This is a genomic window from Maricaulis sp., assembly GCF_017642925.1.
GTDB lineage: Bacteria > Pseudomonadota > Alphaproteobacteria > Caulobacterales > Maricaulaceae > Maricaulis.
The window spans coordinates 1-26,017 of the sequence record NZ_JAEPOL010000012.1 but is presented as its reverse complement, the minus strand read 5'-3'; the positions used below and the strand labels follow the sequence as shown (position 1 = coordinate 26,017).

Annotated in this window: 23 protein-coding genes; 16 read left to right on the top strand and 7 right to left on the bottom strand. The window is 64.4% G+C overall.

The genetic code is table 11. The features are described 5' to 3' along the window. Positions 1-4: 4 nt before the first annotated feature. Together JJ918_RS10970 and JJ918_RS10965 are read right to left on the bottom strand one after the other, a co-directional pair. On the bottom strand, positions 5-838 hold the full coding sequence (locus JJ918_RS10970) for a cyclopropane-fatty-acyl-phospholipid synthase family protein (protein WP_291887023.1): 834 nt from the start codon (positions 836-838) through the stop codon (positions 5-7). Then, positions 828-1,634: a class I SAM-dependent methyltransferase gene (locus JJ918_RS10965; RefSeq protein WP_291887021.1), complete on the bottom strand. Its 807-nt coding sequence runs from the start codon at positions 1,632-1,634 to the stop codon at positions 828-830. Before JJ918_RS10965 ends, JJ918_RS10970 begins: the two co-directional genes overlap by 11 nt. A gap of 442 nt (positions 1,635-2,076) precedes the next feature. On the opposite strand from JJ918_RS10965, the gene JJ918_RS10960 reads away from it, so the two are divergent. The 4 genes from JJ918_RS10960 to JJ918_RS10945 all read left to right on the top strand — a co-directional run bounded on the left by JJ918_RS10960 (position 2,077) and on the right by JJ918_RS10945 (position 6,364). Continuing rightward, complete coding sequence (locus JJ918_RS10960) at positions 2,077-3,225, top strand: glycosyltransferase family 4 protein (RefSeq protein WP_291887019.1); 1,149 nt, start codon at positions 2,077-2,079, stop codon at positions 3,223-3,225. Next, positions 3,222-4,205 (top strand): glycosyltransferase family 9 protein, encoded by a 984-nt coding sequence (locus JJ918_RS10955; RefSeq protein ID WP_291887016.1) that lies wholly within the window; start codon positions 3,222-3,224, stop codon positions 4,203-4,205. Before JJ918_RS10960 ends, JJ918_RS10955 begins: the two co-directional genes overlap by 4 nt. Before the next feature lie 240 nt (positions 4,206-4,445). After that, complete coding sequence (infC, locus tag JJ918_RS10950; RefSeq protein WP_367277697.1) at positions 4,446-4,985, top strand: translation initiation factor IF-3; 540 nt, start codon at positions 4,446-4,448, stop codon at positions 4,983-4,985. A 179-nt stretch (positions 4,986-5,164) separates the two neighbouring features. Continuing rightward, the gene (locus tag JJ918_RS10945; RefSeq protein ID WP_291887014.1) at positions 5,165-6,364 is read left to right on the top strand and encodes a Fic family protein; all 1,200 of its coding nucleotides are present in this window, start codon (positions 5,165-5,167) and stop codon (positions 6,362-6,364) included. A gap of 6 nt (positions 6,365-6,370) precedes the next feature. On the opposite strand, the gene JJ918_RS10940 is transcribed toward JJ918_RS10945, so the two are convergent. Continuing rightward, positions 6,371-7,669 (bottom strand): MFS transporter, encoded by a 1,299-nt coding sequence (locus JJ918_RS10940; protein WP_291887013.1) that lies wholly within the window; start codon positions 7,667-7,669, stop codon positions 6,371-6,373. 236 nt (positions 7,670-7,905) lie between these two features. On the opposite strand from JJ918_RS10940, the gene JJ918_RS10935 reads away from it, so the two are divergent. The 4 genes from JJ918_RS10935 to rplT all read left to right on the top strand — a co-directional run bounded on the left by JJ918_RS10935 (position 7,906) and on the right by rplT (position 11,006). Beyond that, positions 7,906-9,669 (top strand): hypothetical protein, encoded by a 1,764-nt coding sequence (locus tag JJ918_RS10935; RefSeq protein WP_291887010.1) that lies wholly within the window; start codon positions 7,906-7,908, stop codon positions 9,667-9,669. Between the two features lie 160 nt (positions 9,670-9,829). Next, positions 9,830-10,276, top strand: coding sequence for a MerC domain-containing protein (locus JJ918_RS10930; RefSeq protein ID WP_291887007.1), 447 nt, complete (start codon positions 9,830-9,832; stop codon positions 10,274-10,276). A gap of 144 nt (positions 10,277-10,420) precedes the next feature. Further along, positions 10,421-10,621 (top strand): 50S ribosomal protein L35, encoded by a 201-nt coding sequence (gene rpmI, locus JJ918_RS10925; RefSeq protein ID WP_291887004.1) that lies wholly within the window; start codon positions 10,421-10,423, stop codon positions 10,619-10,621. A gap of 28 nt (positions 10,622-10,649) precedes the next feature. Continuing rightward, complete coding sequence (rplT, locus tag JJ918_RS10920) at positions 10,650-11,006, top strand: 50S ribosomal protein L20 (protein ID WP_271187543.1); 357 nt, start codon at positions 10,650-10,652, stop codon at positions 11,004-11,006. A gap of 74 nt (positions 11,007-11,080) precedes the next feature. Here rplT and JJ918_RS10915 read toward each other — a convergent pair whose 3' ends face one another. Next, positions 11,081-13,555: a pyridoxal-dependent decarboxylase gene (locus tag JJ918_RS10915; RefSeq protein ID WP_291887001.1), complete on the bottom strand. Its 2,475-nt coding sequence runs from the start codon at positions 13,553-13,555 to the stop codon at positions 11,081-11,083. 228 nt (positions 13,556-13,783) lie between these two features. Here JJ918_RS10915 and pheS point away from each other — a divergent pair, with 228 nt between their 5' ends. The 5 genes from pheS to JJ918_RS10890 all read left to right on the top strand — a co-directional run bounded on the left by pheS (position 13,784) and on the right by JJ918_RS10890 (position 20,115). Beyond that, positions 13,784-14,866 carry a phenylalanine--tRNA ligase subunit alpha gene (gene pheS, locus JJ918_RS10910; RefSeq protein WP_271187544.1) on the top strand — a complete coding sequence of 361 codons (1,083 nt, stop codon included), beginning with the start codon at positions 13,784-13,786 and terminating at the stop codon, positions 14,864-14,866. 9 nt (positions 14,867-14,875) lie between these two features. Beyond that, positions 14,876-15,472, top strand: a complete 597-nt coding sequence (locus JJ918_RS10905) for a hypothetical protein (RefSeq protein ID WP_291886996.1) — start codon at positions 14,876-14,878, stop codon at positions 15,470-15,472. Continuing rightward, on the top strand, positions 15,469-17,868 hold the full coding sequence (gene pheT, locus JJ918_RS10900; protein ID WP_291886993.1) for a phenylalanine--tRNA ligase subunit beta: 2,400 nt from the start codon (positions 15,469-15,471) through the stop codon (positions 17,866-17,868). Before JJ918_RS10905 ends, pheT begins: the two co-directional genes overlap by 4 nt. Before the next feature lie 202 nt (positions 17,869-18,070). Then, entirely contained in the window at positions 18,071-19,465 is a 1,395-nt protein-coding gene (locus JJ918_RS10895) for a peptidoglycan-binding protein (RefSeq protein WP_291886989.1), read from the top strand. Positions 19,466-19,500: 35 nt separating this feature from the next. Continuing rightward, entirely contained in the window at positions 19,501-20,115 is a 615-nt protein-coding gene (locus JJ918_RS10890) for a hypothetical protein (RefSeq protein ID WP_291886987.1), read from the top strand. A gap of 30 nt (positions 20,116-20,145) precedes the next feature. Here JJ918_RS10890 and JJ918_RS10885 read toward each other — a convergent pair whose 3' ends face one another. Then, the gene (locus JJ918_RS10885) at positions 20,146-20,781 is read right to left on the bottom strand and encodes a cation transporter (protein ID WP_291886985.1); all 636 of its coding nucleotides are present in this window, start codon (positions 20,779-20,781) and stop codon (positions 20,146-20,148) included. A 71-nt stretch (positions 20,782-20,852) separates the two neighbouring features. On the opposite strand from JJ918_RS10885, the gene JJ918_RS10880 reads away from it, so the two are divergent. Beyond that, complete coding sequence (locus JJ918_RS10880; RefSeq protein WP_291886982.1) at positions 20,853-21,305, top strand: helix-turn-helix domain-containing protein; 453 nt, start codon at positions 20,853-20,855, stop codon at positions 21,303-21,305. A 70-nt stretch (positions 21,306-21,375) separates the two neighbouring features. Further along, the gene (locus JJ918_RS10875) at positions 21,376-21,873 is read left to right on the top strand and encodes a DUF4440 domain-containing protein (protein ID WP_291886980.1); all 498 of its coding nucleotides are present in this window, start codon (positions 21,376-21,378) and stop codon (positions 21,871-21,873) included. Between the two features lie 6 nt (positions 21,874-21,879). Here the strand turns inward: JJ918_RS10875 and JJ918_RS10870 are convergent, their stop codons facing one another. Both JJ918_RS10870 and JJ918_RS10865 read right to left on the bottom strand, forming a co-directional pair. Continuing rightward, positions 21,880-22,404 carry a GNAT family N-acetyltransferase gene (locus tag JJ918_RS10870; RefSeq protein ID WP_291886978.1) on the bottom strand — a complete coding sequence of 175 codons (525 nt, stop codon included), beginning with the start codon at positions 22,402-22,404 and terminating at the stop codon, positions 21,880-21,882. Positions 22,405-22,417: 13 nt separating this feature from the next. Beyond that, entirely contained in the window at positions 22,418-23,008 is a 591-nt protein-coding gene (locus JJ918_RS10865) for a DUF1134 domain-containing protein (protein WP_291886976.1), read from the bottom strand. 233 nt (positions 23,009-23,241) lie between these two features. On the opposite strand from JJ918_RS10865, the gene JJ918_RS10860 reads away from it, so the two are divergent. Then, complete coding sequence (locus JJ918_RS10860; RefSeq protein ID WP_291886974.1) at positions 23,242-25,464, top strand: M3 family metallopeptidase; 2,223 nt, start codon at positions 23,242-23,244, stop codon at positions 25,462-25,464. The last annotated feature ends 553 nt before the right edge of the window (positions 25,465-26,017 follow it).

Below are 26,017 nucleotides of genomic sequence, written 5' to 3'. Positions count from 1 at the left end.
GCTGTCAGGCCTTGGCGAAGTGCAGGATACCCCAGTTGAGATAGCCCTTGTCGGCGCCGTCAACCCAGTGTTTCAGCCCGTCGATCATGCCGTCGACATACCCGGCGCCGGACAGGCGGGTGAGCTCCTCGCGGCGATCCAGCAGAACCTCGCGCACCCGGTTGTAGTGCGTGCGCAGATTCATCGGCGTCTCGTCGAGATCGAGCGCTTCGAAACCGCGTTTCTCCGGCGCGTGGCGGTAGAAGGCGACCGAGCCGAAGGTCTGCAGGTGGATACGGCGCAGGATGTGATCCAGCACGCCGTCCGGACAATCGTCCGCCTGCATCGGGTCGGTAAAGATCAGCTCGCCGCCCGGCCGGATGATGCGGGCGATCTCGTCCATCACTTTCAGGCGTTCGCCCGAATGCAGGAAGGAGTCCTGCGACCAGACGATGTCATAGCTGTCGTCCGGATCGTCGAGTTCTTCGAAGGAGCCGTAGACCACATCGATCTTGTCGTTCATGCCGGCTCTGGCCGTAAGCTCCCGGTTGAAGGCGTTCTGGGTCTCCGACAGGTTCAGGCAGGTGACGTGACAGCCGAAACGGTCGGCGAGATAGCGCGCCGAGCCGCCGAAACCGGCACCCAGATCGATCACCTTGCTGTCCGGTCCGATCGTCTTGAGACGGTCGGCCATCGTGGTCACGGTGCGGCGGCTGGCCCGGGCGATATCCTCGTCCGGTGTCGCATACATCCCGACATGGATGTCCTCGCCGCCCCAGACAGCGCGGTAGAAGGCATCGGCCGGCGCACTGTCGTAATAGGTCTCCGCCTCGAGGACGGCTTGGGACTTACTGCTCATCTTCGAGTTTCTCCGCAACATGGACGAAAAAGTCCGGATCGTTTTCCTGGTAGGTCTCCTGGAAATCGCCGTAGGTCTTCACCTTCTTGAACCCGACATCGGTCAGCAGCTTGCGCGTATAGGCCTTGCGCAGCGGGAACATGTTGAGGTGGTAGACGGCGCCGTCCGGGAAGGCGTAGCGGAAGCGCGCCAACCCGTCATCGACATGCTCGGGCTCGGCCACGACCTGGTCGCCGCAATAATAGTATTTGTGCTTGGTCGAGAAATCGCCGTCGAGGATCGAGTCGTAATTGCGCTGGTCGATGATCAGGATGCCGTCCCATTTCAGGGCCGCATAGAACTCCGCCAGGGCACGGCGGCGATCATGCTCGTCGAACAGGTGGGTGAAGGAATTGCCCAGGCAGATGATGGCGTCGAACTTGCCGTGGACGTCCTTGTTCAGCCAGCGCCAGTCGGCGTGGACGGTATTGAGAACGAGATTGCGCCGGCGGCCGTTTTCAAACGCCTTGCCCAGCATTTCCGCGCTGCCGTCGACGGTCGTCACATCGAAACCGGCCTTGAGCAGCTGGATCGAGTGAAAGCCCGTGCCGGCCGCGGCATCGAGAACCTTCTTCTTGTCACGGGCTTTCAGGATGTCGATGAAGAAGCGCCCTTCGCTTTCCGCGCGGGCGTCCCAGTCGATCAATTCGTCCCACTTGTCGACAAAGCCCTCGATATATTCCTTCTGGTAGTGGTCGGTTTCCCGGGTGGCGATGGGATCCGCCCCGAAATCCTGAACCAGCGTGCCGTCGGTCATTCACATCAGCGCCGAACTGCAGGCACAGCTCTCCCGCAGCTTTTCAGCGTCCCTGTTTGAGCTTTTTCGCCCGCACGCATACCGGCCGCGTGCAGATACACGGCGGGCGAATTATCGTCTTGATCGGTTTCGGCGGTTACGGGGGCTGGGGGATCTGGTCTCCCCGGCCGCACCCGCAGGCACGTTCGTCATTCTTGTGTGCGTGGCTTCCGGTCACAGACCGGACCGAAAGGTCACGCCGCACCCACCGCTCAGGCTAGCCACACCGCAGCCGGTGGCCGTCGGAGGCCTGCCTTGCCTGACTGGCCTAACAAACTTCCGGTAGAGCCGCAACAGCTGCCGGGGCGCCACAATCTTCGCTGGCAAGGCTCCCGCGTTTGTTTTCGGCGCCAAGGTGTGAAAGAAGAGGGGGAATTCAGGTCCGGCCCGGTTTCCCGCTCCCATGATCGTTCTCCAGGTTATTCCCGAACTCGATGCCGGCGGCGCCGAGCGGACAACGCTCGAGATCGCCGAAGCGGTGATCGCCGAGGGCGGCCGCGCGCTGGTCGCTTCGGCCGGCGGGCGGCTGGAGGACGAGCTGGCTGCGCTGGGGGGTGAACTCATCCGCATGCCGGCGGCCTCGAAGAACCCGCTCGATCTCTGGCGCAACATGCACAGGCTGATCGCGACGATCCGCAGCCAGGCCGTCGACATTGTGCACGCCCGCTCGCGCGCACCGGCCTGGAGCGCGAAATGGGCCTGTGACCGGACCGACGCGCATTTCGTCACCACCTATCACGGCACCTACAACGCCCGCTCGACGCTGAAGCGGCGGTATAATTCCGTGATGGCGCGGGGTGAGCGCGTGATCGCCAATTCGGAATTCATCCGCGATCATATTGCCGCCGAACACCCGTTCGCGACGTCACGTGTCCGCGTGATCCCGCGCGGTGTCGACCTGGTGCGCTTCGATCCGGAAGCGGTCGGGGAAGACCGGCTCGCCGCCTTGCGGCAGGCGTGGTCTCTGGATCCGCAGGATCAGAGCCCGCTTCTGCTCCTGCCGGCCCGGCTGACCGGCTGGAAGGGCCAGCGCGAGGCGATCCGGGCGCTGGGGCGCCTGCAGGACGATCCGGAAGTGCAAACGCCGCGCCTGGTGCTGGCCGGCGACGCCCAGGGACGCCAGACCTATGTCGAGGAGCTGCAGGCGCTGGCGGCATCCGAGAATGTCGCCGAGCGGGTTTTCATCGTCGGGCACTGCAGCGACATGCCGGCCGCGATGATGCTGTGCGATCTGGTGCTGACCCCGTCCAATGAACCCGAAGCGTTCGGCCGCACGGCTGCCGAGGCCGGGGCGATGCTGAAGCCGGTGATCGCGGCCGATCATGGCGGCGCCCGCGAGGTGGTGCTGCATGGTGAAACCGGCTGGCGCGTGTCGCCGGGCGATGCCGCGGCGCTTGCGGCGGCGATCGCCGGAGCGCTTGCACTGACGCCGGAAGACCGTGCAATTGTGGGCGAGCGGGCCCGGGCGCATGTGATTGCGGAATTTTCTACCGTCAGCCTGCAAGCTTCGACTTTGCGCGTCTATCACGAGGTCCTAAACTCACAGTCATGAGCGAACCGCAGCGCGACATCACCTATATCCTGCATTGGGGCGATCTGGCCTCGACCGTACGGATGCTGGCGGCAGCCCGGCTGCTGCGCGACGTGCACAAGCGCGACCGCATCATCCTGCTGACGAAGCCGGACTTCGAGAGCTTTCTCAAGCACTGCCCCTATTTCAACCTGATCGAGACCGATGCCCTGCCGGATGCGCGGCCGATGGCGGGGCTGCGCGACAAGCGGATCAAGCTGAACAAGCCGGTCCGCGTCTACGATCTTGTGGGCGATGCCGACAGCCGCAAGCTGAAACGTCTGTTCCGCTTCTCCAAATGCCGCTGGACCGAGATAGCGGCCGATCCGCGGACGGGCGAGCATCCGGTGGATGCGGTCGCCGGCCGTCTCAACGCGGCGCTGGGCTTGTCGCCGGAGCACTTCCCGCTCGGCGCCGCGCCGCCGCCGGATACCAGCTGGGTCGATTATCTCGCCAAGCAGTCCCGCATGCTGGACCCGGAATATTTCGGTCTGAATGGCCGTTTCGCGCTGCTGGCGCCGTCGGGTGACAGTGTGAAACCGGCGCTTCGCTGGCCGCAGGAACGCTGGGCAGCCCTGGCGCACGAACTGCTGCAGTCAGGCGTGACGCCGGCGCTGATCGGCGGGCCGGATACCCGCGAAGTCGGACGGTATGTGGCCCACGTCACGCCGGGCGCGCGCGATCTGACCGGCAAGGCCAAGCTGGCCCAGCTGGCAGGCCTCGCCCGTCATGCCCGTTTCGTGTTCAGCGAGGACACGCCGCTGCTCCACCTGCTTGTGGCGTCGGGGCCGCCCGCTCTGGCGCTCTACGGCGATGTGGGCGATCCGGCGCTGATCGCACCGCGCGGTCCGAGTCCTGTCATTCTGATGCACGCGCCGACGCTGGCCCAGGTGACGCCGGAGGAGGCGGTTGCCGCGATGCGCTTCGCCGGCGGTTTCGATCGCGAGCCGGAAGCCGCCTGACCGGTTGAATTCGGGGGCAGCGTCCCCCATATGCGCGTCTCGCGCGGCGCTGTTGCGGGGAAGTTTTCCGGCCAGTCGGGGTTTCCGACAGTGCGCCGTGCTTGCCAAATGTGATCATTTGACCATAGTGCGCCGCTCCCGTCCGGACAGGCGCCTGTTGTGCCCACTTTGGGCTTGATCCGGTCCTGCCGCCGGGAGATTACTAAGTTTCAGTATGTGGGCCACAAGGGAGAAGAGGCCATAGCCCGTAGACCGCACGCCGCGCAACCGCCCAAAAAGGAAGGGCCGCGCACCAACAGGGATATCCGCGTTCCGCGGGTTCTCTTGATCGACGAACATGGCGAGAAGCAGGGCATCATGCCTGTTGAAGCTGCTCTGGAAGCCGCTGAGGAAGCGGGACTCGACCTCGTCGAGGTGTCTCCCAATGCCGATCCGCCCGTGTGCAAGATCGTCGACTACGGCAAGCTGAAATACCAGGAACAGAAGAAGAAGGCCGAGGCGAAGAAGAAGCAGAAGATTGTCGAGATCAAAGAGATCAAGATGCGTCCGAACATCGATGTGCACGACTACCAGGTGAAAACCAAGGCGATGCACCGCTTCTTCGAGGCTGGCGACAAGGTGAAGGTCACGCTGCGCTTCCGCGGCCGCGAGATGGCCCACCAGGATCGCGGCATGGATATCATGAACCGCGTGAAGCTGGATTTTGCCGACGTGGCCAAGGTCGAGTTCGAGCCGAAGCTCGAAGGCCGCCTGATGGTCATGGTGATGGCGCCGCGCTGATCGCGTCGCCTGTCATCTGACGGCTTTGCAAGACGGCGCCTCTCGGGGCGCCGTTTTTCGTGGCCGGATGGCCGCGAAGTGCACCACAAGATCGAAAGCCAAGATCGACAATTTTTCCTGCACGACTCGTCTTTTTCATTGTGCTACAAGGATAGTTCAATATCGAAAGATCGACAAAATTGATCGAGACACCCAATCGGATCGAGCCGTGCCTCTTTGATGACAGGGTCCCTGCGGACCTGGCGGATCTGGCTGTCGAGTTGCGCGCCGCGGCGCAGGGGCTGGGGGTCGGGCTGCATCCGGACAGTGCTGCAGAACTGGCAGACCTCGTCCGGGTGATGAACTGCTACTATTCCAATCTGATCGAAGGGCACAATACACGCCCCCGGGATATCGAGCTGGCCCTGATGGGGGCCGAGATCGATGAGGCGGCGCGGCCGCTGGCGCTTGAGGCGCGGGCCCATGTCGTCGTCCAGCGTCTGATCGACCAGCGGTTCCGGGAGGGCAAACTCGACAGGCCGACATCGCCGGAATTCCTGTCCTGGGTGCATCGCGAATTCTACAACAACATGCCCCCCGAATTCAGGTTCGTGGAACATCCGGATGGCCGGAAAGAGGAGATCCGTCCCGGCGCTTTCCGTGCCGAGGGTGATGGTGAGGTTTCGGTCGGTCGGCACCGTCCGCCGTCCGGAAAGCACGTGGTCCGCTTTCTCGAACATTTCGACATGCGCTACCGCTCGGTCGAGACATCGGCCAGCGGCCGTATCATTGCCATTCCCGCTGCCCATCATCGTTTCAACTACATTCACCCGTTTCCGGACGGAAACGGTCGGGTGAGCCGGCTCATGTCGCATGCCATGGCGTTGCGCGCCGGCCTCGGCGCGGGCGGGCTCTGGTCGATATCCCGCGGCCTGGCGCGCGGGCTCGAAGACCGCGGCGAATACATGCGCATGATGGACCTGGCCGACGCCCCCCGCCGGAGTGATCATGATGGGCGGGGCAATCTGTCCGAAGCGGCGCTGCATGAATTCTGCCGATGGTTCCTCAAGGTCGCACTCGACCAGATCGAGTTCTCCGGCCGGCTGTTCGATCTGGCCGGTCTGGACGCGCGCTACAGGCGACTTGTCGCCGATGTCAGCGAGGACAAGCGGGCTCCGGATCTCGTCTCTGCTGTTCTGCGCTATGGCGTGCTGGAGCGTGGCGAGGCCGCCACGGTGCTGAAGACCTCAGGCGTGACCGCACGCAAGACCCTGAACCAGCTGGTCAGCCAGGGTTTCCTGACATCGCCGTCGCCGAAAACGCCGGTTCGTCTTGCCTTCCCGCTGGCCTATCGCGAACGCCTTTTTCCAAACCTGTTCACTGACGCCGCCTTGCCCTGACGAAGGTTACGGCGCGGCCGGGCGGCCCTGAGTGTTCGCGCCAGGCGCCGGCACGGCTTCTTCCTCGACTTCGTCCAGCGCGTCGGTCTTCGCCAGTTGCGGGAAGAGGCGGAACCAGGCGGCGGCCGTGACCAGCGCCATGACGCCGCCCAGCAGGACGGCGCCGATCGGGCCGAGGAAACGCGCGGCGACACCGGACTCGAACTCGCCCAGCTCGTTCGAGGCGGAAATGAAGATGAATTCCACCGAGGAGACGCGGCCGCGCATCGCGGTCGGTGTGGCGAGCTGGATGATCGACTGGCGGATGAAGACCGAGATCATGTCGGCCGCGCCGGTCACCGCCAGGGCGATCAGCGACACCAGCAGGATCTTGGACAGGGCAAAGCCCAGCATCGCGACGCCGTAGACGGCGATGGCGCCCAGCATCCAGGCACCGATGCGGCGGGTCAGCGGCCGTGTTGCCAGCATGAAGGCGATGATGGCGGCACCGATGGCCGGCGCCGTGCGCAGCAGGCCCAGCCCCACCGTGTCGGTGTGCAGCACGTCGCGCGCGAAGACCGGCAGCAGCGCCGTCACACCGCCGAACAGCACCACGACGAGGTCGAGCGAGATGGCGCCGAGCACGACCTTGTTGTGCCGCACATAGCGCAGCCCCTCGATCGCCATGCGCCAGCCCGACTGGCCGTGCACCTTCTCGTGCGCCGGCGTCCGTGCGGTGGCGATGGCCAGGGTGGCGAAGACCAGCAGGGCAGCGCTGGTCAGATAGACCGCCTCGGGGCCGGCGATATAGAGGAGGCCGCCCAGCGCCGGGCCGCCGATTGCAGCGCCCTGGAAGCCCAGCGAGTTCCAGGCGATCGCCTGGCGCAGATCGGCCCGCGGCACGATGCGGGGCAGCAGCGCGCTCGCCGCTGCGGGCGAGAAGGCGTGCATGCAGCCCAGAATGATCGCCGCCGTGAACACGATCCACAGCTGCACCGGGCCGGAGAAGAACGGGCTCGCCGCCAGCGCCAGGGCGCAGATCACGCGGACCACATTCGTCACGACGAGTATCAGGCGCCGGTCGAGCCGGTCTGCCGCCTGTCCGCCGACAAGCGACAGCAGGAAAACCGGTGCGAACTGGGCAAGGCCGACAAAGCCCAGCATCAGCGCGCTTTCCTCGATCGAGCGGGTCTCGCGCGCCACGTCATAGACCTGCCAGCCGATCGCGACCGCCTGCATTTGCCGTGCAGCGGAGATCGATTGCCGCATCGCCCAGTAGTGGCGGTAGGGCTGGTGGCGGAAGATGTCGAGAGACGGGGTCAGCACCGCGGGAGGGATAAGCAGGTTCGTGGCCTCCGGCAATCCGCTGCAGCGGGCACGCCGCGAAGATGCCGCATGTCGGGCGGATTGCAGGCTACCCTGTTCAGGCGATATTCAGCGGCTAGGATTTGTGATGAAATTACTTGAAACTCATGGGCGTATTCGCGCTGTGCTCTGCTGGGGCCTTTGCGCAGGATGCGGCCGAACAGTCCGACAGACATCCGACAGACAGGGGGAATGACATGAACAGCAAGCTTCTGGCCGGTGTGGCGCTTGCGGCGCTGATCACGGGCGGCGTCGCCCAGGCCCAGGATCCGGCGCTGCCGCCGGCCTATGGCTCGGTGCGCCTGTCCTCGGGCTTCGAGCCCGATCCGGCATCGGTCGGTGTACGTGCAGGCGGCGCCATCTATGCCGGCAATGCGTCCGACTACTGCTCGGGCTATATCACCCCGCAAGCGTCCTACGCCTTCGACTACGAGGCCGGCAGCTACGACCTCTTTGTCTCGGCCGCGTCCGATGTCGATGCGACCCTCCTGGTTCGCGCGCCGGATGGCAGCTGGCACTGCAATGATGATGGCGAGGGGATCGGCCTCAATCCGGGCCTGCGCTTCGACAATCCGCAGTCGGGCGACTACCAGGTCTGGGTCGGCACGCTGAGCCCGGGCGTCGGATACGAGCCGGCCATGCTGCACATTTCCGAGGTCGGCTTCTCGTCTGCGAACGCCTATTCGCGGGCGCCGAACCCCAATCTGGCGCCGGAATCCGGCTCGCTCGACCTGCGCGCAGGCTTTGCCGACGATCCGCGCACGGTGCGGGTGACGGCAGGCGGCGAAATCAGCGCGGACCGCGGGACCTCGCCGATGTGCCGCGGGCACGTGAATTCCGCACCGGACCTCTGGGTGAACTATACCGGCCGCGGGGATTTCGACCTCTATCTGTCGATGGAGGCGGACAGCGACACCACGCTGCTCGTCCAGGACCCGAACGGCAACTGGCTGTGTGATGACGACACGGCCGAGAACCTCAATCCGGGTCTGCGAATCGTGGATCCGGCGGCCGGACGCTATGCGGTCTGGGCCGGCCGCTTCTCGCGCGGTCCGGACGTGCCGGCCACGATCTATGTGTCGGAACTCGGCTTCCTGGGGAATATCGATACCCCGGCCGAACTCGACTACGCGCTACCGTCCAATTACGGCTCGGCCGAACTGGTCTCCGGCTTCACGCCCGATCCCTACACGGTCAACCTCATGGCCGGCGGCGATGTCGATGTGAACGAGGCGGTCGGGCAGAATTGTCGCGGCTATGCCACGACGGCGCCCGACTTCGACATCACCTATGACGCGGACAATCTGGACCTCTATATCTCCGCCACTTCGGATGGCGATGCGACCCTGGTCGTCAATGCCCCGGACGGGACCTGGTGGTGCGATGATGACAGTGCGGGCAGCCTCAATCCGGGCATCCGTTTCGATAATCCGCAGGATGGCCGCTACGACATCTGGGTCGGCACCTACAGCGAGGGCACGCCCGAGCCGGCGACGCTGCACATTTCCGAACTCGGCTTCGGCGACGAGTTCGTGGGCGGCGGCTCTTCGCTCGATGTCTCGCTGGAGGCCAATTACGGCTCGGTCAGCCTGGAAGGCGGCTTCTCGCCCGATCCCTACACGGTCGACCTCGTCGCCGGCGGTCCGCTCGATGCCGGCGAAGCGGCGGACCAATTCTGCCGCGGCTATGTCACCGAAGCTCCCGATTTCGAGCTGAGCTTCGAGCCGGGCGCGCTGGACCTGTTCATCTCGGTCCTGGCGGATGCCGACACGACGCTGGTGATCAACGATCCGTCCGGCCGCTGGATCTGCGACGATGACGGGGCGGGCAGCCTCAATCCGGGTGTCCATTTCGAAAACCCCGAGGCCGGCGTCTACGACATCTGGGTCGGCACCTACTGGTCCGGCGACGGACAGCCGGCTCGCCTGGGCATTTCGGAGCTGGGCTTCCAGGAAGACTAGCCGCGCATCAGTGACCTGAATTGCCAAGGGGCGGCTCATCCGGGTCGCCCCTTCGTATGTCTTATGAGTGGTTTGTGTATCCCATATGCAGGATTCACCCTTCCGTTATGGTGGGTGTTACACTATATCATCTTCCGGCAGCCCGATCCGCAGGTGTTAGATGAAAATGACCGCCCACAGGCATAAATCCCTCGACGCGACCGGCGTCGGCCTGTCGGTGCTGTGCATCCTGCATTGCCTGCTTGTCCCGACGGCGGCATCCGCCGCGCCGCTGCTCTCGCCGGAGCTGGGCTCGCTGTTCGGTCTCAGCCATGACTGGCACATCGTGATGCTGGCGCTGGCGGCGCCGGTCTCGCTGGTGGCGCTGGGCTGGGGCATGAAGACGGTGGAGGCCGGCTGGCAGATCTTCACGGCAGGCCTGTTCGGCCTTGTCCTGATGGCGATCGGCGCCTCGCATGTCTTCGGTTCGCTGGCCGAGACCGTGCTGACCCTCACCGGCGTTACGGTTCTGGCCGGCGCCCACCTGGTGAACTGGCGCGCCCGGACCCGGGCCGGTCATGTCCATCGCCGCGATTGCGGCCTGTGCGAACACGAGCCGCACGCCTGAGGCGGAGTCAGCTTCGCCCTTGCAATAGCGCTGTTTCCGCGTATAAGACCCCGCTTCCAACTCCAGCCTGACGGGCCCGTTCGACATGCCCGCTGGCTGCAACATCCACAAGACCGCTCCGGCGGTCCTGCAAAGGAGATGAAAATGTCGAAGATGAAGACGAAGAGCGGCGCCAAAAAGCGCTTCAAGCTCACTGCCACGGGCAAGGTGAAAGCCGGCCAGGCCGGCAAGCGCCACGGCATGATCAAGCGGACCAACAAGCAGATCCGCAACAAGCGCGGCCTGACGACATTGTCGCCCCAGGATGCGCGGATCGTGAAAAAATACATCCCGAACGGCCTGTAAGCCGCGGCAGCTGAGTTAGGAGCACACCATGTCTCGAGTTACGTCCGGACCGGCGACCGCCAAGCGCCACAAGAAAGTCATCAAAGCGGCCAAAGGCTATTACGGCCGCCGCAAGAACACCTTCCGCGCTGCCGTACAGGCTGTGGAGAAGGCCGGCCAGTACGCCTATCGCGACCGCCGTGCCAAGAAGCGCAATTTCCGCGGTCTCTGGATCCAGCGCATCAATGCCGGTGCCCGCGAGCACGGCATGACCTATTCGGTCTTCATGAATGGTCTGAACAAGGCCGGCATCGAAGTTGACCGCAAGGTCCTGTCCGACATCGCGATCCGCGAACCGGAAGCCTTCAAGGCGCTCGTCGATCAGGCGCGCGCTGCGCTGGGCTAATCCCGGTCACACCGATCCGATTGAAAAGGCCCGCCAGCGCACCGCCGGCGGGCCTTTTTCTTTCTACGCAGCGGTTAGTAGTCTCCGGGGCGCCGAACCACGCCGATCACTGCTTCATCCAAGACCCTCAGAAAGTCCTGGATAAAATCCGTTTGTCCAGACTTCAGTGCGGGCCAAATATACGGGTTGGCAACTGTCGCCCTCAGAACGCTGAGACCGTGTTGTTCATACTCTGCCGGGTCGGTGTCCAGCCCGGCCCGCTTGCGGAAATCGGCTGTCGTTGCCGCGCTGTAGAGTGGCGCGTGTATTTTCGTCCGTGACAGGAAAAACGGCTGGGAGTAGCTATGTCTGCGATCGCCGTCCTCGCTGAGAATGCTGAATGATTTGTATACCTTGTCATTGAGGCGGTTGAAGTCGCCGATGTTTGAGTTGTTCTTCTGCTTGACGGCGAAGATAACGATATTGGTATCGGGTCCGCCCGGGCAGTAGGGCCGCAGTTCATAGAGCTTGTCGACGCGTGCTCGCTCATGCAGGCCGTCCCACCGGTTGAGCCATTCGTAGAGCGAACGAGCGGCGAGGAGTGATGCGCGCACCATTTCGCCGTGGTGCTCGCGGTCAAACGGCATGGCGCGTGATGCGAGCCATAGCGAGCAGGCCGCTGACCCGGGGCGCGATCCTTCGATGGTAAAGGGCGCAGCCGCAGCGGTGGAGGTCCTGTACTTCGGCATTGGGTCGTCGCTTTGCTCCACATGCCGGATCGGCATGTGGAGCTGGGTATCGGCCGAAGTCGATGTGATGTAAGGCGCCTCCTGCCTGACAAAATGCCGGATACGGTCATTGCGGAATGCGATCGCGCCACAGGGATAGGGCGTGTAGCCCATTTTATGCGGGTCGATCGTGATCGAGTTGGCGGCAGCAGTTGCGAGCATGGCAAGACCGACATCATCGCTGGGCCATTGGATGTCGATCTCCTCGGATGTCGGATGCAGCCCGACCGATACATTGTCTCGGACGAATTCCTTTACCTCGGCCACACGATCCAGTTGCGTGATTGCGAAGAGGGTGCGGGGATCGTCTATGCCCTTGAATGACAACCGGCCGAGCTTGGTCTGGTGCACGAGTTGTTGCAGAACTTTCTGGTAGTCGCCATCAACGATCCCGTCCTCAAGGCTCTCCAAAAGCACAGCGGGAATGCCCTCTTCGGGCGTTGTCGCGTGCCTGATCCACAGGGTGTTCAGCCACGCACCCAGCTTGTCCGGTGTTTCAGGCGCCGGATCTGGCATTTGAAGTTCGCGATTGAGGTCAAAGACGCGCCGGGAGAACAGGGAAAATGGTACGCGTCGCGTTCCGGAGACCGACGCATCGACAAACAGGCTGCGGATGAAACCGCCCCAGGCACCGTCGACATGAAGCCAGAAGCTCTGGCGCTTTTCAGTCTCGAACATCTTGCGGAGGGAGAGGATGTCGTGGATCGGTTCGACGGACCCTTCCTCGGTTGTGCCGATCATGCCAACGACAGCGATGATGGCGCGCTTCTTTCGGATCGCATCTGTGATCTTGCTGCGCAGATCTGGGATGCTCAGGCGGAAGTGTTCATCCATGTCCACCCGAACCACAGCATCCGAGCCAATGCCCAGGAGTTCGGCCGCCTTCTGGATGCTGTAGTGAGCTGCGCCCGACGTGAAAATGACCGGCGTGTGCTGCTTGGCAGCATCCTGAATGCCCTTTGCCGGGGCAAATGGGCTTTCGTTGAGCAATTGCCAAGCGAGCGAGCTGACGCTGCCATTGTGACCGTTCGATGTGGCGACGTCCGAGGCCTGGACGGCGCTGGTGAAGCGTCCCAGAAGATAGATGGACTCATTCGGCTTGAGGCCAAGGAGGTCCATCGCGTTGGCGTCTCGGATGTCGGATTCGGTGCCGTCGGCTAGCTTTATGCCCAGGGCAATCCCGTGTTTGATGCAGGCGTCTTTCACCGCCAGCGGAAAATAGGTCACGATTCTAGCGACCCACAGAGCTTCGATGTTGGCTAGCGTCCCGCCTGAGGTCAGATGGCACCATCCGAACTCGTGGCGCAGTTGCTCCTCATATTGTTTGAACGCGTCCGGCGTATCGACGCTGTGCGGATTGGGAGACGGGCGAAAGCCCAGCATGCGAAGTAATGCATTGCAGGCATCGACTTCCCAGTCGACCGTTACAGAGCCGGATTCGGGCGTGACGATATTGGTGTTGTAAAGCGTGCCCAGAAACAGGCCCAGCAGCGATGGAAGCGTCGTTTCCGATTGCTGATGGGCGATATAGCGCGGACTGTGGAATGGAAAGCTGCGACGCATTTCCGACAGTGCAATATCGAGTTCGTGCATCAGCCGTTCGGTTTCTTCCTCGAACTTGCGCTTGATTTTCGGGCCAAAAGCGATCGGGTCGTCCGGAAAGTAGTTCCGGCGCCAGTGAGCGTAGTCGGTGATGACGCGTCTGGTAAGGTTGAGAAGAAGGTCCTCGTTCTCGCTTTTCGGTCCGAGAAGTTGTGTGAGATATCGGTAGCGTTCATCCATGAAATCGTGACGGTCGCCGCATATCGACCGTTCTCCCCCAAACAGTTTGAATTTTCCAAAATTTGTGTTGTTTGTCTGCCCGATGCAACCATAAAGCGGTTCTGCTCGCGAAGTCGCTCCCTAATGACGGTATCTGAGGGGGGCTTGCCTTGGTGCGCCGCCCAAGCCGGTCGACAGTCCTGTCCCTAAAGGCTAAATCCACCTCGGCCGCGAGGGACTGAGAACACCATGACCGACACATCCAATCTCGACACGCTGGAAGCCGAGGTCCGCAGCCAGATCGATGGCGCGGCCGACGAGGCGGCGCTGGACGCCGTGCGCGTGTCCGCCCTGGGCAAGAAGGGCTCGGTTTCGCTGATGATGCGCGAGCTGGGCAAGATGAGCCCGGAAGAGCGTCAGGTGATGGGCCCGGCGCTCAACGGTCTCAAGACCCGCCTCAACGACGCCCTCGAAGCACGCAAGGCCGATCTGGAAGCCAGGGCGCTGGACGCCGCCCTGGCCTCGGAAACGGTCGACATCACCCTGCCGGTGCGTCCGGAACCGCAAGGCTCGCTGCATCCGATCACCCAGGTGATGGAAGAGCTCGCCGTGATCTTCGCGGACATGGGCTTCGAGGTCGCCGAGGGCCCGGACGTGGAGGACGACTTCCACAATTTCACCGCGCTGAACTTCCCGCCCGGCCACCCGGCGCGCGACACCCAGGACACTTTCTTCATGCAGCCGGACGAAAACGGCGAGCGCAAGGTGCTGCGCACCCACACCTCGCCGGTGCAGATCCGCACCATGCTGAAGGGCAAGACGCCGATCCGCATCATCGTGCCGGGCCGCGTCTATCGTTGCGACTGGGACCAGACCCACACGCCGATGTTCCACCAGGTCGAGGGCCTGGTGATCGATCGCGAGGCGAATATGGGTCACCTCAAGGGCACGTTGCTGGATTTCATCGCGGCCTTCTTCGAGACCGACCAGGTGGAAGCCCGCTTCCGGCCGCACCACTTCCCCTTCACCGAGCCGAGCGCCGAGATGGATGTGCGCTATGAGCGCGTCGGCGATGCGGTGAAAGTGGGCTCGGGCGACAAGTGGATGGAAATCCTCGGCTGCGGCATGGTCCACCCGAATGTGATCCGCAATTGCGGCCTCGACCCGGACGAGTTCCAGGGCTTTGCCTGGGGCATGGGCGTCGACCGTCTCGCCATGCTGAAATACGGCGCGCCGGACCTGCGCGATTTCTTCAATTCCGACAAGCGCTGGCTGAACCATTACGGCTTCTCGCCGCTGCTGCAGGCCAATCTGGCGACGGGGCTGAGCTAGGCCGGTTCGATGTGGCGCTGGCTCTCCCATAACCATCAGACGCTGACGGCGGTCGGCGCGATGCTCGTGGGCATCGCGGCGCTGTTTGTCGCCTGGGATCAGGGGCGGGTGATGCGGGCGCAGCAGCACGGGGCCGTGGTGCCGGTGCTGCAGATCGACGGTTTCCTGGTCACGCGGCCGGAAACCCGCTCGATCGGCCTGCGCGTCTACAATAATGGTGTCGGTCCGGCGATGATCGAGAGCGTCACCCTGCGCCGTGACGGTGTGGAAGTGCAGGACTTTGCGGCGCTTATGGAGGTGCTGCCGGCAGACCAGGACCGTTCCTGGGCCACCCTGGCCGGCCGCACCCTTGCGCCCGGCGGCGAGGTCGAGCCGATCATGATCCAGTGGCCGCGCTCTTCGCTCGAAGGCCCTGCCGTCACCGCGCTGCTGGCGGAGTGGGACCTCTGGCAGGTCGAAGCCTGCTATTGCTCGGTCTTTGATCGCTGCTGGACCACCCAGACGTCCAATGCCCGTCCTGTGCCCGTGCGCCGTTGCGAGGCACAGCGGGACGATGTTTTCCAAACTCTCGGATCCGTGCCCGACACGGAGGAGCCCGACCAATGAAATTCCCGCTTTCCTGGCTGAAATACCATCTCGAGACCGACGCTTCCCTGGAGGAGATCGCCGAGGCCATGACCATGGCCGGGCTGGAGATCGAGGAGATCGACAATCCGCTGGAAAAGTTCGCGGATTTCTCGGTGTGCCATGTCATCGAGGCGGTGCAGCATCCCGATGCCGACAAGCTGCGGGTCTGCCGCGTGGCGACGAAGGACGGCGAGAAGCAGATCGTCTGCGGTGCGCCGAATGCCCGCACCGGCATGTATGCCGTCTATGCCCCGCTGGGAGCCTATATCCCGGGTCTCGATTTCGCGCTGGACAAGAAGCCGCGCAAGATCCGCGGCGTGGAAAGCCATGGCATGATGTGTTCGGCCCGCGAGCTGGAGCTGGGCGAGGATCATGACGGCATCATCGATCTGCCCGAGCCCTTCGAGGTCGGCACCCCAGCCGTGGTGGCGCTGGGCATGGCCGACCCGGTCATCGATTTTGAAGTGACGCCGAACCGGCCGGACTGGCTGGGCGTGCGCGGCATTGCCCGCGACCTTGCCGCCACCGGGATCGGCACGCTGAAAACCCATGACATCGAGAACATCCCCGGCAGCTTCCCCTGCCCGGTGACGGTCGAACTCGACTGGCCGGAAGCCTGTCCTGTCTTCGCCGGCCGCGTGATCCGCGGCGTGAAGAATGGCGAGAGCCCGGACTGGCTGAAAAAGGCACTGAAGGCGATCGGTCTGCGTCCGATCAACTTCCTGGCCGATATCACCAACATGATCTCCTACGACCGCTGCCGGCCGCTGCACGTCTATGATCTGGCCAAGCTGGACGGGCCGATCCGGGCCCGCCGCGGCAAGGGCGAGGCCGACCGGTTCGAGGCGCTGGACAACAAGGAATACGTGCCGGGCGAGGATCAATGCGTCATCGCTGACGACACGCATTGCCTCGGCTTTGGCGGTATCATGGGCGGCACGTATTCCGGCGTGACATCAGAGACAACCGATGTCTTCATCGAAAGCGCCTGGTTCGATCCGCAGACGACCCGCGCGACGGGCAAGGCGACGGGTATCGACTCGGACGCGAAATACCGTTTCGAGCGCGGCGTCGATCCGGCCTCGCCAAAGGCCGGTATCGAGCAGGCCAGCGAGCTGATCCTGAAATTCTGCGGTGGTGAGGCGTCCGAGACGATTGTCGTCGGCGAGCCCCCCGCGCCGCCTGCGGATATCGAATTTCCGCTGGCCGAGGTAAAGCGTCTGACCGGGCTCGACCTGCCGCGTGACGAGATCGTGCGCATTCTCGAAGCGCTGGGCTTTGCACCGAAGGGCGAGGGCGATGTGCTGACGGTGGGCGTGCCCTCCTGGCGCATGGACTGCACCCAGAAGGCCGACCTCGTCGAGGAAGTCGCACGCATCCACGGTTTCGACAAGCTGGACGCGGTATCCCTGCCACGCCCGCCCGTGCGCCGTGAAGCGCCGGCGACGGTGATGCAATTGCGCGCCCGCTATGCCCGCCGGGCGCTGGCCGGCCGCGGTTATTCGGAAACCGTCACCTGGTCCTTCTGCGAGACGAAGCAGGCGGCCCTGTTCGGCGGCCATGGCGAAGGCCTGGCGCTGGAAAACCCGATCTCATCGGAACTCGACGTGATGCGGCCGACGGCGCTGATCCACTTGCTTACCGCGCTGCAGGCCAATGCCGATCGCGGCCAGGCCGATCCGCGCCTGTTCGAGGTCGGGCCGGTCTATCTCACCGACAAGCCGGACGGGCAGCGTCTCGTGGCAACCGGTGTGCGCCGTGTCGAGGCCGGCCGTCACTGGGCCGGAACCCGCATGCCCGACGTGTTCGATGCCAAGGCCGATGCGCTGGCCGCGCTGGCTGCGGCCGGAGCCCCGGCCGACAGTCTCCAGGTCGCGGCCGAGGCACGGGAATGGTGGCATCCGGGCCGGTCCGGCGTGCTGCGTCTGGGCCCGAAGAATGTGCTGGCCGAGTTCGGCGAAATCCATCCCGGCATCCTCAAGGCGCTGGATATCGACGGACGCGTGCTCGCCTTCGAGATCGTGCTCGACAATATCCCGCAGCCCAAGAAGGCGTCCGGCCTGAAGGCGCGCGGCCAGCTGGACCGCGCCGAGCTCTTGCCGGTACATCGCGACTTCGCCTTCCTCGTCGGCAAGGACGTCCCCGCCGATACGCTGATCCGGGCGGCGAAGGGCGCGGACAAGGCGCTGATCTCCGACGTCACCGTGTTCGACGTCTATGACGGCAAGGGTGTGCCGGACGGCCAGGTTTCGCTGGCCCTTGAGGTAACCCTGCAGCCGCGCGAGAAGACGCTGACGGACGAGGAAATCGATGCCGTTGCGGCCGCGATCGTGTCCAAGGTCGAAAAGGCGTCCGGCGGTACACTGCGCGGCTGACCGGCCAGAATTCGCGTCTGAAGAGAATGTATTGGCGCCACTTTCCCCATATAGGGGAAAGTGGCGTTTTCTTGTGCCGGGAGATCGGAAAAATCAAAAATCGCGCCTCAGGCGTATGGTCGCGGAACGCTACAGCCGCTAGTATGGTTAATGAAATCTTGCTAGCGGCAGAGGCGGTGGGGGCCTCGGAGAGACGGACCGAATGCTTGAAAGAGTGACGGCCCTGCTGGCCCAGTCTGCGGCGACACTCCTTGTCGTCATCGGGCTCGTGGCCATTCTCGGCTTTACCCATTCGCGGGCCTATCGGGCCGGCTATTGCGCGACCCAGTATTGTTCCGACGAAGGCCGCAGCTGGTGGCCCTTCGGCCGTGATCGCGACCGCCACTACAGCGGCCCGACACGCGTGACCGCCGGTCCGCCGGACCGGACACCGTCCAGCCCCTCCTACACCCCGGGATATCCGGACTATACGGATGCGGGCAGCAATCCCTATGCGGAAAGTCCGGCCTATCCATACGGCGAGACCGGCCCCACGGGTCTGCCGCTGTCATCGACCGTCGCCGGTCCGGCCACGGCTGCGGGCGCGCCGCGCTATCGCTATGGCGGGCCGGGCTTCGGCTTCCGGCCGGGCCGGCAGATCTGCGCCGTGCGCGGTCCGGAGATCGAGGATGCCGATATCGCCCGCTGCTGGCTGCGTGTCGGCGATGCCTACCAGGCCGTCGGCCAGATCGAGCGCGCCCGCGAAGCCTGGGACGAGGCCCTGCTGGTGGGATCGTCCGTTGGCGGCGCCCAGGCGTCGCTGGTTGCTCACCGCCGCTTGCAGGCCGCCATCCTGGAACGCTCCTGCCCGACCAGCCAGCGCAGTCTGGAACGCATCGCCTATGGTTTCAGCGCGACCGAGGACTCCGGCGATATCGTCGATCTCGACCTGCGCCAGCGGGCCCTGTCGGCGCTGGGCTATTACAATGGCGTGATCGACGGCACCTACGGTCCGATGACACGCCGTTCGGTGCGCGATTTCCAGGGCGATATGGGCTTCGACCAGACCGGCGCCCTGACGCCGGCGCAGACGGTTACGCTGGCCTGCCACGCCGCCCTGACCGCGCGCGACACCGACGCCCAGAACCTGGTGGGCATCATGTTCGCGACCGGGCTGGGTCTGGAACAGAATATCGATACGGCGCTGGAATGGCTGGAAGAGGCCGCCGAGCGCGGTCATGGCGGCGCCAATTTCAATCTCGCCCTGATCTATGGCACCGGCACGGTGCAGGGCAGCTACCGGCTGTGCGGCATCGTGGAGAGTCCCGAGCGCGCCGACAGCTATCTGCGCCGCGCGGCCGATCTCGGCCATGACCGGGCGATCGCCCTGCGGCGCTTCGCCGGCCGTTCCGAAGCCCCCGCCGAACGCTGGTCGCGGTTATCCGACCAGCTGCTGCGGGAGGCCGAACGCAATGGCGACCGTTTCTATCTGGCCTGGCAGAGGCGGGTCGACGAGATGCGCCGTGCCAACGGCCAGCAGCTCGACCAGCCCGGCTGTTACCAGGCCGCACTCGACGGCACCCGCTCCGCCCAGGGCGGCAGCGGCACCCGGCGCTGAGGCCGGCCATGCGAATTGACGAGAGGAAAAGTGCAATGAAAAAGGCGGCAGTCCTGCTCCTCGCGGCCACGGCCCTTTCGGCCTGCGGTCACGGCTATTCCGGACATCACGGCCCGTCGGCGCCCTATATTCCGCCGCCGCCCGATCATTTCCGGCCGATCGACACGGTCAGCCCCGCCATTGCCATGTGCGAGGTCGACACGCTTGCCGAACAGCGCCTGGCGATGCTGGAGGAGGTGCATGGCTATCGCGAGGCGATCCGTGCCGAGCCGGGGCGTCGTTCCGACATGGCCGATACCGAGACCCAGGAAATCATCGCCGCTTTCGAGACCGATCTAGACGCGTCCTACCGGTTCGCCACCGCCTCCTGCCGCACCTATAATCGCTGTCTGGAAGAGAACCGGTTTGCCGAGGCCGCCTGTCAGGACTCCGCCGCGATGTGGCATGACGGCCAGGACCGGTTCCACGGATTGTCCGAGCGCCTGTCCATCGTGCGCGAGCGGATCGCCTCAGATTGCAATGATTGCCGTCCCGGGCACTGGCGCGACCGTGACCGCCATGGACGCCGCGATCACGGGCACCGCCGGGATCATCGCCACCATGACCGCGACGATCTGATGGGTTCCGTCTTCTCGACCAGCGATCACTGAAAATGCGACCTCTAAAGCCTCGGGAGGTAGCTACTCGCCCGGGGCCGCGTGGGCCGCTGCATGGCGGCGTTCCGCCAGCGCGCGGGACAGGATCTGCGTCGCCGACCAGACGAACAGCCCGGCCATGCCGGCTGCGACGATCACGTCGGGCCAGTGCGTACCGGTAAGCGCAACAAGGCCCGCGGATCCGAACACGGCGACATTGCCGATCGCATCATTGCGCGAGCACAGCCAGACGGATCGGACATTGGCGTCGCCTTCGCGCCAGCGCATCAGGATCACGACACTCGCCAGATTGGCGGCCAGAGCAAGAATGGCGATCGAGCCCATCAATGTGGCGTCCGGCTCCGTCTCGAAAAAGGCGCGGTAGAGCGCCAGCGCCAGGATGAAGCCGCCCATCACAAACAGGCTGCCCGCCTTCACCAGCGCCGCATTGGCCCGCCACATCAGCGGCTTGCCGATCACCCAGAGTGACAGGCCATAGGTCGCCGCATCGCCGATAAAGTCCAGCGCGTCGGCCTTGAGTGCCTGCGAGTGAGCCGCGGCACCGGCCAGCATCTCGACGGCGAACATGCCGGCATTGATCGCGATCACCACCCACAGCGCGCGGCGGAAACCGCGCGACGTGCCGTCGAATTCCTCATTGTGGCAGCATCCCGCCGACATGGGCGTCTCCTGACTTGTCACCTGTCGATTCGAACCCTAATTCCTATAGCGACTAGAGGTTCAAGGCGAAAATGACAGATCTCTCCATCGGCCGTCTGGCAAGGCTCTCGGGCGTCAAAGTGCCCACCATCCGATACTATGAGTCGATCGGCATGCTCGATGCGCCGCCGCGTTCACCCGGCGGACAGCGCCGCTATGGCGATGGCCATCTCGAGCAATTGCGCTTCATCCGTCACGGCCGCGAGCTGGGCTTCGGGCTGGACGATCTGCGTGCGTTGCAAGACCTGTCCGCGCGGCCGGACCGCTCCTGCGAAGAGGCCGACGGCATTGCCCGCAAACAGCTGGCCGAGGTCGAGCGCCGCATTGCCGGGCTGGAAGCGGTGCGGCGCGAGCTGGAGCGCATGGTCGAGCGCTGTTCGCACGGCGTGGTCGATGAATGCCGCGTGATCCAGACCCTCTCCGACCATCATCTGTGCGCCGGCGATCATGCGCCGGACCATCAGACCGTGCCACGGGACACGTGACGCCGCGTTCCCGCTGTCGCGCATAGCGCAGGCATGGCCTCCTGCCGCACGAAACCGGGAGGACGTATCCATGAAACATCTCGCTGCCGGCCTGGCGCTGTTTGCACTGGCCGCACCGCCGCTCGCTGCACAGTCCGGCGATACAGGCGATCTTGAAACGGTCTTCGATACGCTCGACCGGCGCCTGTTCGATATCGGCTTCAACACCTGCAATCTGGACGAGTCGGCATCGCTGGTCGCCGAAGACCTCGAATTCTACCACGACCAGGGCGGCGTGACGCACGGCCGCGATGCCTTCATCGCCACGATGGAGCAGAATATCTGCAACGGGCGGCAGACCATCCGGCGCGAGCGCGTGGACGGCAGTCTCCGCCTTGAGCCGCTCTACGAAAACGGCACGCTCTACGGCGTTATCCAGTTCGGATCCCACCGCTTCCTGATCGTCGACGATACCGGCCATGCCGAGCCGACCGGCCTGGCCGAGTTCGCGCATCTCTGGCTGCTCACCGATGATGGCGCGTGGGAATTGTCGCGCGTCCTGTCCTACGCGCACCGGCCACCCGAATAGGAAGGCTCAGACCGTATCGAAAGCCGGATGATAGTGGACCCGGCAGGGTCCGGCAGCGGGATCGGCCGGGCGGTCACCCAGGGCCAGGCGCTGGAAGGCGCCGGCGTGTTCGCCTTCGGGATCGCCGCTCCAGTACCAGTCCTTGCGCGCGGCGGGCTCGAAACCGAAGCGGCTGTAATAGCCCGGATCGCCCAGCACGACGCACCAGGGCACGCCCAGTGTGCGCAGATAATCCAGCCCGGCATTGATCAGGGCCTCGCCGATGCCGCGCTTCTGGTGTTCCGGCGTCACGGCGACGGGGGCCAGGCCGATGCCATAGGCCTGCGAGCCGTTTGCCGCGATCGCCGTCACCGGCGAGAACATCACCGTGCCCACGACCTGTCCGTGATCCTCGGCGACGAGTTCCAGCGTGTCGGCATCGGCGGCGCGCAGGGTGACAACGAGCTGGGCTTCAGCGGGCGTGGGGAAAGCCGCTTTCAGAACGGCGTCGACCCCGGCGTGATCGCCGGGGTCGCAGCTGCGGATCTGCATGTACCGGTACTCCCTAGAAGGGCAGCCAGGCCCGGCGGCGCGAATAGGCCAGATAGCCGACATTCGCACCGGCGCGCAGGCCGACACCCGAGCGGATCGGGGCCAGGGTGACGTCATCGGCGCGCTGGTAGTTCACGCCCATGCCGGCGACCAGATAGGCCGAGCCCTCAACGCCGGGATAGCGCTGGAAGAGGCGGTCCGGATCGTCCAGATTATAGACCAGCACGAAGACACGGCTGGCATTGCCGCCGGTGTCGAACCCGATCGACGGGCCGCGCCAGTAGACTTTCTCCCGCACGCCGTTCTTCATCGTCAGATAGCCTTCGCCATAGCGCAGGCCGACACCGACCGCACCGGCAACTTCCTCGCCGGCGACATAGCCGACCGGCCGGCCCAGGTCGGAAAAGACGCGTTCGAGTACGCTCGCCGCGGCTTCGGCCGTGACACCGAAAAAGTCGGACACGGCATCGACAAGCTCGTCCTGGGAATAGGTGTCGACGGGTTCGGAATACTGGCTCGGCTGTCCGTACTCGGGATCCTGGGCCAAGGCCGGGCCGGCTACGCCGAGGGCGAGGCTGGCGGCAATCGTCAACAGGGCACGCATGGGCATCTCCGTTCAGATCTGCGGTCCCGCCGAATGTGGTGACCGAATAGGGCGAGACAGCGGCGAAACGCTTTACGTCCGGTTAAGTTGCATACGGACGCTGTTGTCGGAACGGTGTATTTCGCCTGCCGGGGGGCGCTGCGGCAGCGATGCAAGATGGTGAATTCTTCATTTTTACGAAAGGCGCGCACCCGTTAGGCTGCCGGCTGAATTTCTTCTTGGGGAGACCAGACATGCGCAAGATTCTCATGCTCACGGCCAGCGCGGCGGCAATTTTCGTTGCCGCCTGCGCGCCGCAGGGTGCCGACACCGAAAACGAGACCGCGACGAGCGAGCAGGCCCAGCCGGACGCCGGCGCCCCGGCTGCCGAAACCGAAACGGCTGCGTCCGATAATCCGCTTCTGGCGGAATGGACCGGCCCCTATGGCGGTGTGCCGGACTTCCAGTCGGCCAGCCTGGACGATCTGATCCCGGCGCTCGAGGCGGGCATGGCCCAGAACCTCGCCGAGATCGATGCCATCACGGCCAATCCGGAACCGGCGACGTTCGAGAACACGATCGTGGCGATGGAACGGTCCGGCGAAGCGCTGAACCGCGTCTTCTCCTATTGGGGCATCTGGTCGTCCAACATGTCCTCGCCGGAATTCCGCGCGATCCAGGCCGAGATGGCTCCGCGCCTGTCGGCCTTCTCCTCGCAGATCACGCAGAACCAGGACCTGTTCGCCCGTGTCCGCGCCGTCTACGAAGGCGAGGAAATGGCGACCCTGCGTCCGGACCAGCAGCGTGTCGTGCAGCTGACCTATGACGGTTTCGCCCGAAATGGCGCCACGCTGGAAGGCGAGGCTGCCGAGCGCTACGCCGCGATCAACCAGCGCCTGGCCGAACTGCACACGGCCTTCTCCAACAATGTGCTGCACGACGAAGAGAATTACGTCACCTATCTGGGCGCCGACCAGCTGTCCGGTCTGCCGCAGGGCTTCATCGATGCCGCGGCTGCCGCTGCCACCACCCGCGGCCGTGAGGGCGAGTATGCGATCACCAATACGCGCTCCTCGATGGATCCCTTCCTGACCTTCTCCGACGAGCGCGATCTGCGCGAACAGGTCTGGCGGAACTATTACAATCGCGGTGACAATGGCGGCGAGTACGACAACAACGCCATCATCATGGAAATCCTCGAACTGCGCGACGAGCGTGTCGAGCTCCTGGGCTACGACAATTACGCCCAGTGGCGTCTGGAAGACCGCATGGCGGGCAATCCGGAAAACGCCATGGGCCTGATGGTTCCGGTCTGGCAGGCGGCCGTCGGCCGGATCGAGGAAGAAGTCGCCGACATGCAGGCCCTGGCCGATGAGCGTGGCGACGACATCACCATCCAGCCCTGGGACTACCGCTACTACGCCGAGAAGGTCCGTCAGGCCCGTTACGAGCTCGACAGCGACGAGGTGAAGCAATACCTGCAGCTGGATAATCTGCGCGAAGGCATGTTCTACGTCGCCGGCGAACTGTTCGGCTTCGAATTCCGCGCCCTGCCGGAAGGCGAGGTCTCGGTCTGGCACCCCACCGTGCGGGTCTGGGAAGTGACCGACCGCGAGAGCGGCGAGAATATCGGCCTGTGGTATCTCGACCCCTATGCCCGCCAGGGCAAGCGTTCGGGTGCCTGGGCGAACTCCTTCCGCTCGCACACCACGTTCGATGGCGAGGAAAACGTGCTCGCCACGAACAACTCCAACTTCATCGAACCGGCGCCGGGCCAGCCTGTCCTGGTGTCCTGGGACGATGCGACGACCTTCTTCCACGAATTCGGTCACGCCCTGCACTACCTGTCCTCGAACGTCGCCTATCCGACGCTCAATGGCGGTGTGCGCGACTACACCGAATTCCAGTCGCAGCTGCTCGAACGCTGGCTGATGACCGATCCGGTGATCGAGAATTATCTGGTGCATGTGGAGACCGGCGAGCCGATCCCGCAGGAATTGATCGAGCGCATCCGCGCGGCGGCCAATTTCAACCAGGGCTTCTCGACCGGCGAGTATCTGGCCTCGGCGCTGATGGACATGGTCTATCACACCACGCCGCCGGAAGAGATCGGCGATCCGGATACGTTCGAGCGCGAAACCCTGGCAGAGCTGGGCATGCCCGACGAGATCGTCATGCGTCACCGCTCGCCGCACTTCGGTCACGTCTTCTCCGGTGAAGGCTATTCGGCCGGTTATTACGGCTATATGTGGGCCGATGTGCTGACCTCCGACGCTGCCGAGGCCTTCGAGGAAGCCCCGGGCGGCTATTACGATCCGGAAGTGGCCGGCCGCCTCGTCGATTATCTCTTTGCTCCGCGCAATGCGATCGACCCGGCTGACGCCTACCGCCAGTTCCGCGGCCGCGATGCCGACCCGGCCGCCCTCATGCGCGACCGCGGCTTCCCGGTCCCCGAAAGCATGGGCGACACCGAATAGGCGCCTGCCAGTTCGATGCATGACAAACGGCCGGCGGAGCGATCTGCCGGCCGTTTTTCTTTTTCCTCCTCCCCGATGGGAGAGGAGGTGTCCGCAGGGCGGATGAGGGACACTCCCCACCTTGAACACCACACCCGTTTTTCCCGGCTGCAAGCCCGGCGGAGGCCGGGCGGAGCGCCGGGATCTACGGGAAGCTCATCGCTTGAAACGATCTTCGGTCGGTCCCGGATCTGCAGCCTGCCTTCGCAGGCCTCCGTCCGGGAAAAGTGAGGCAATTGGGAGAGAAGGTACCAACGCTCCACCAAACACCGTCACCCTGACGAAGGTCAGGGCCCAGTTCATAGGGCGCGGTGACGGCGATCGCTCACTTATCCCCCATGATGGCGTAGTACGATCCGAGCCCGCCTGGCGAAAATCTCCCTTTGCGATCTGGGTCCTGACTTTCGTCAGGATGACGGTGCGTGGGGCCGGGTCGGGAAACTTATCCCCGCCCGTTCAACTGGGCGTATGCTCGTCAGCGGTTTCCGGGATGGGAGGCATGAGCTCAGTCCCT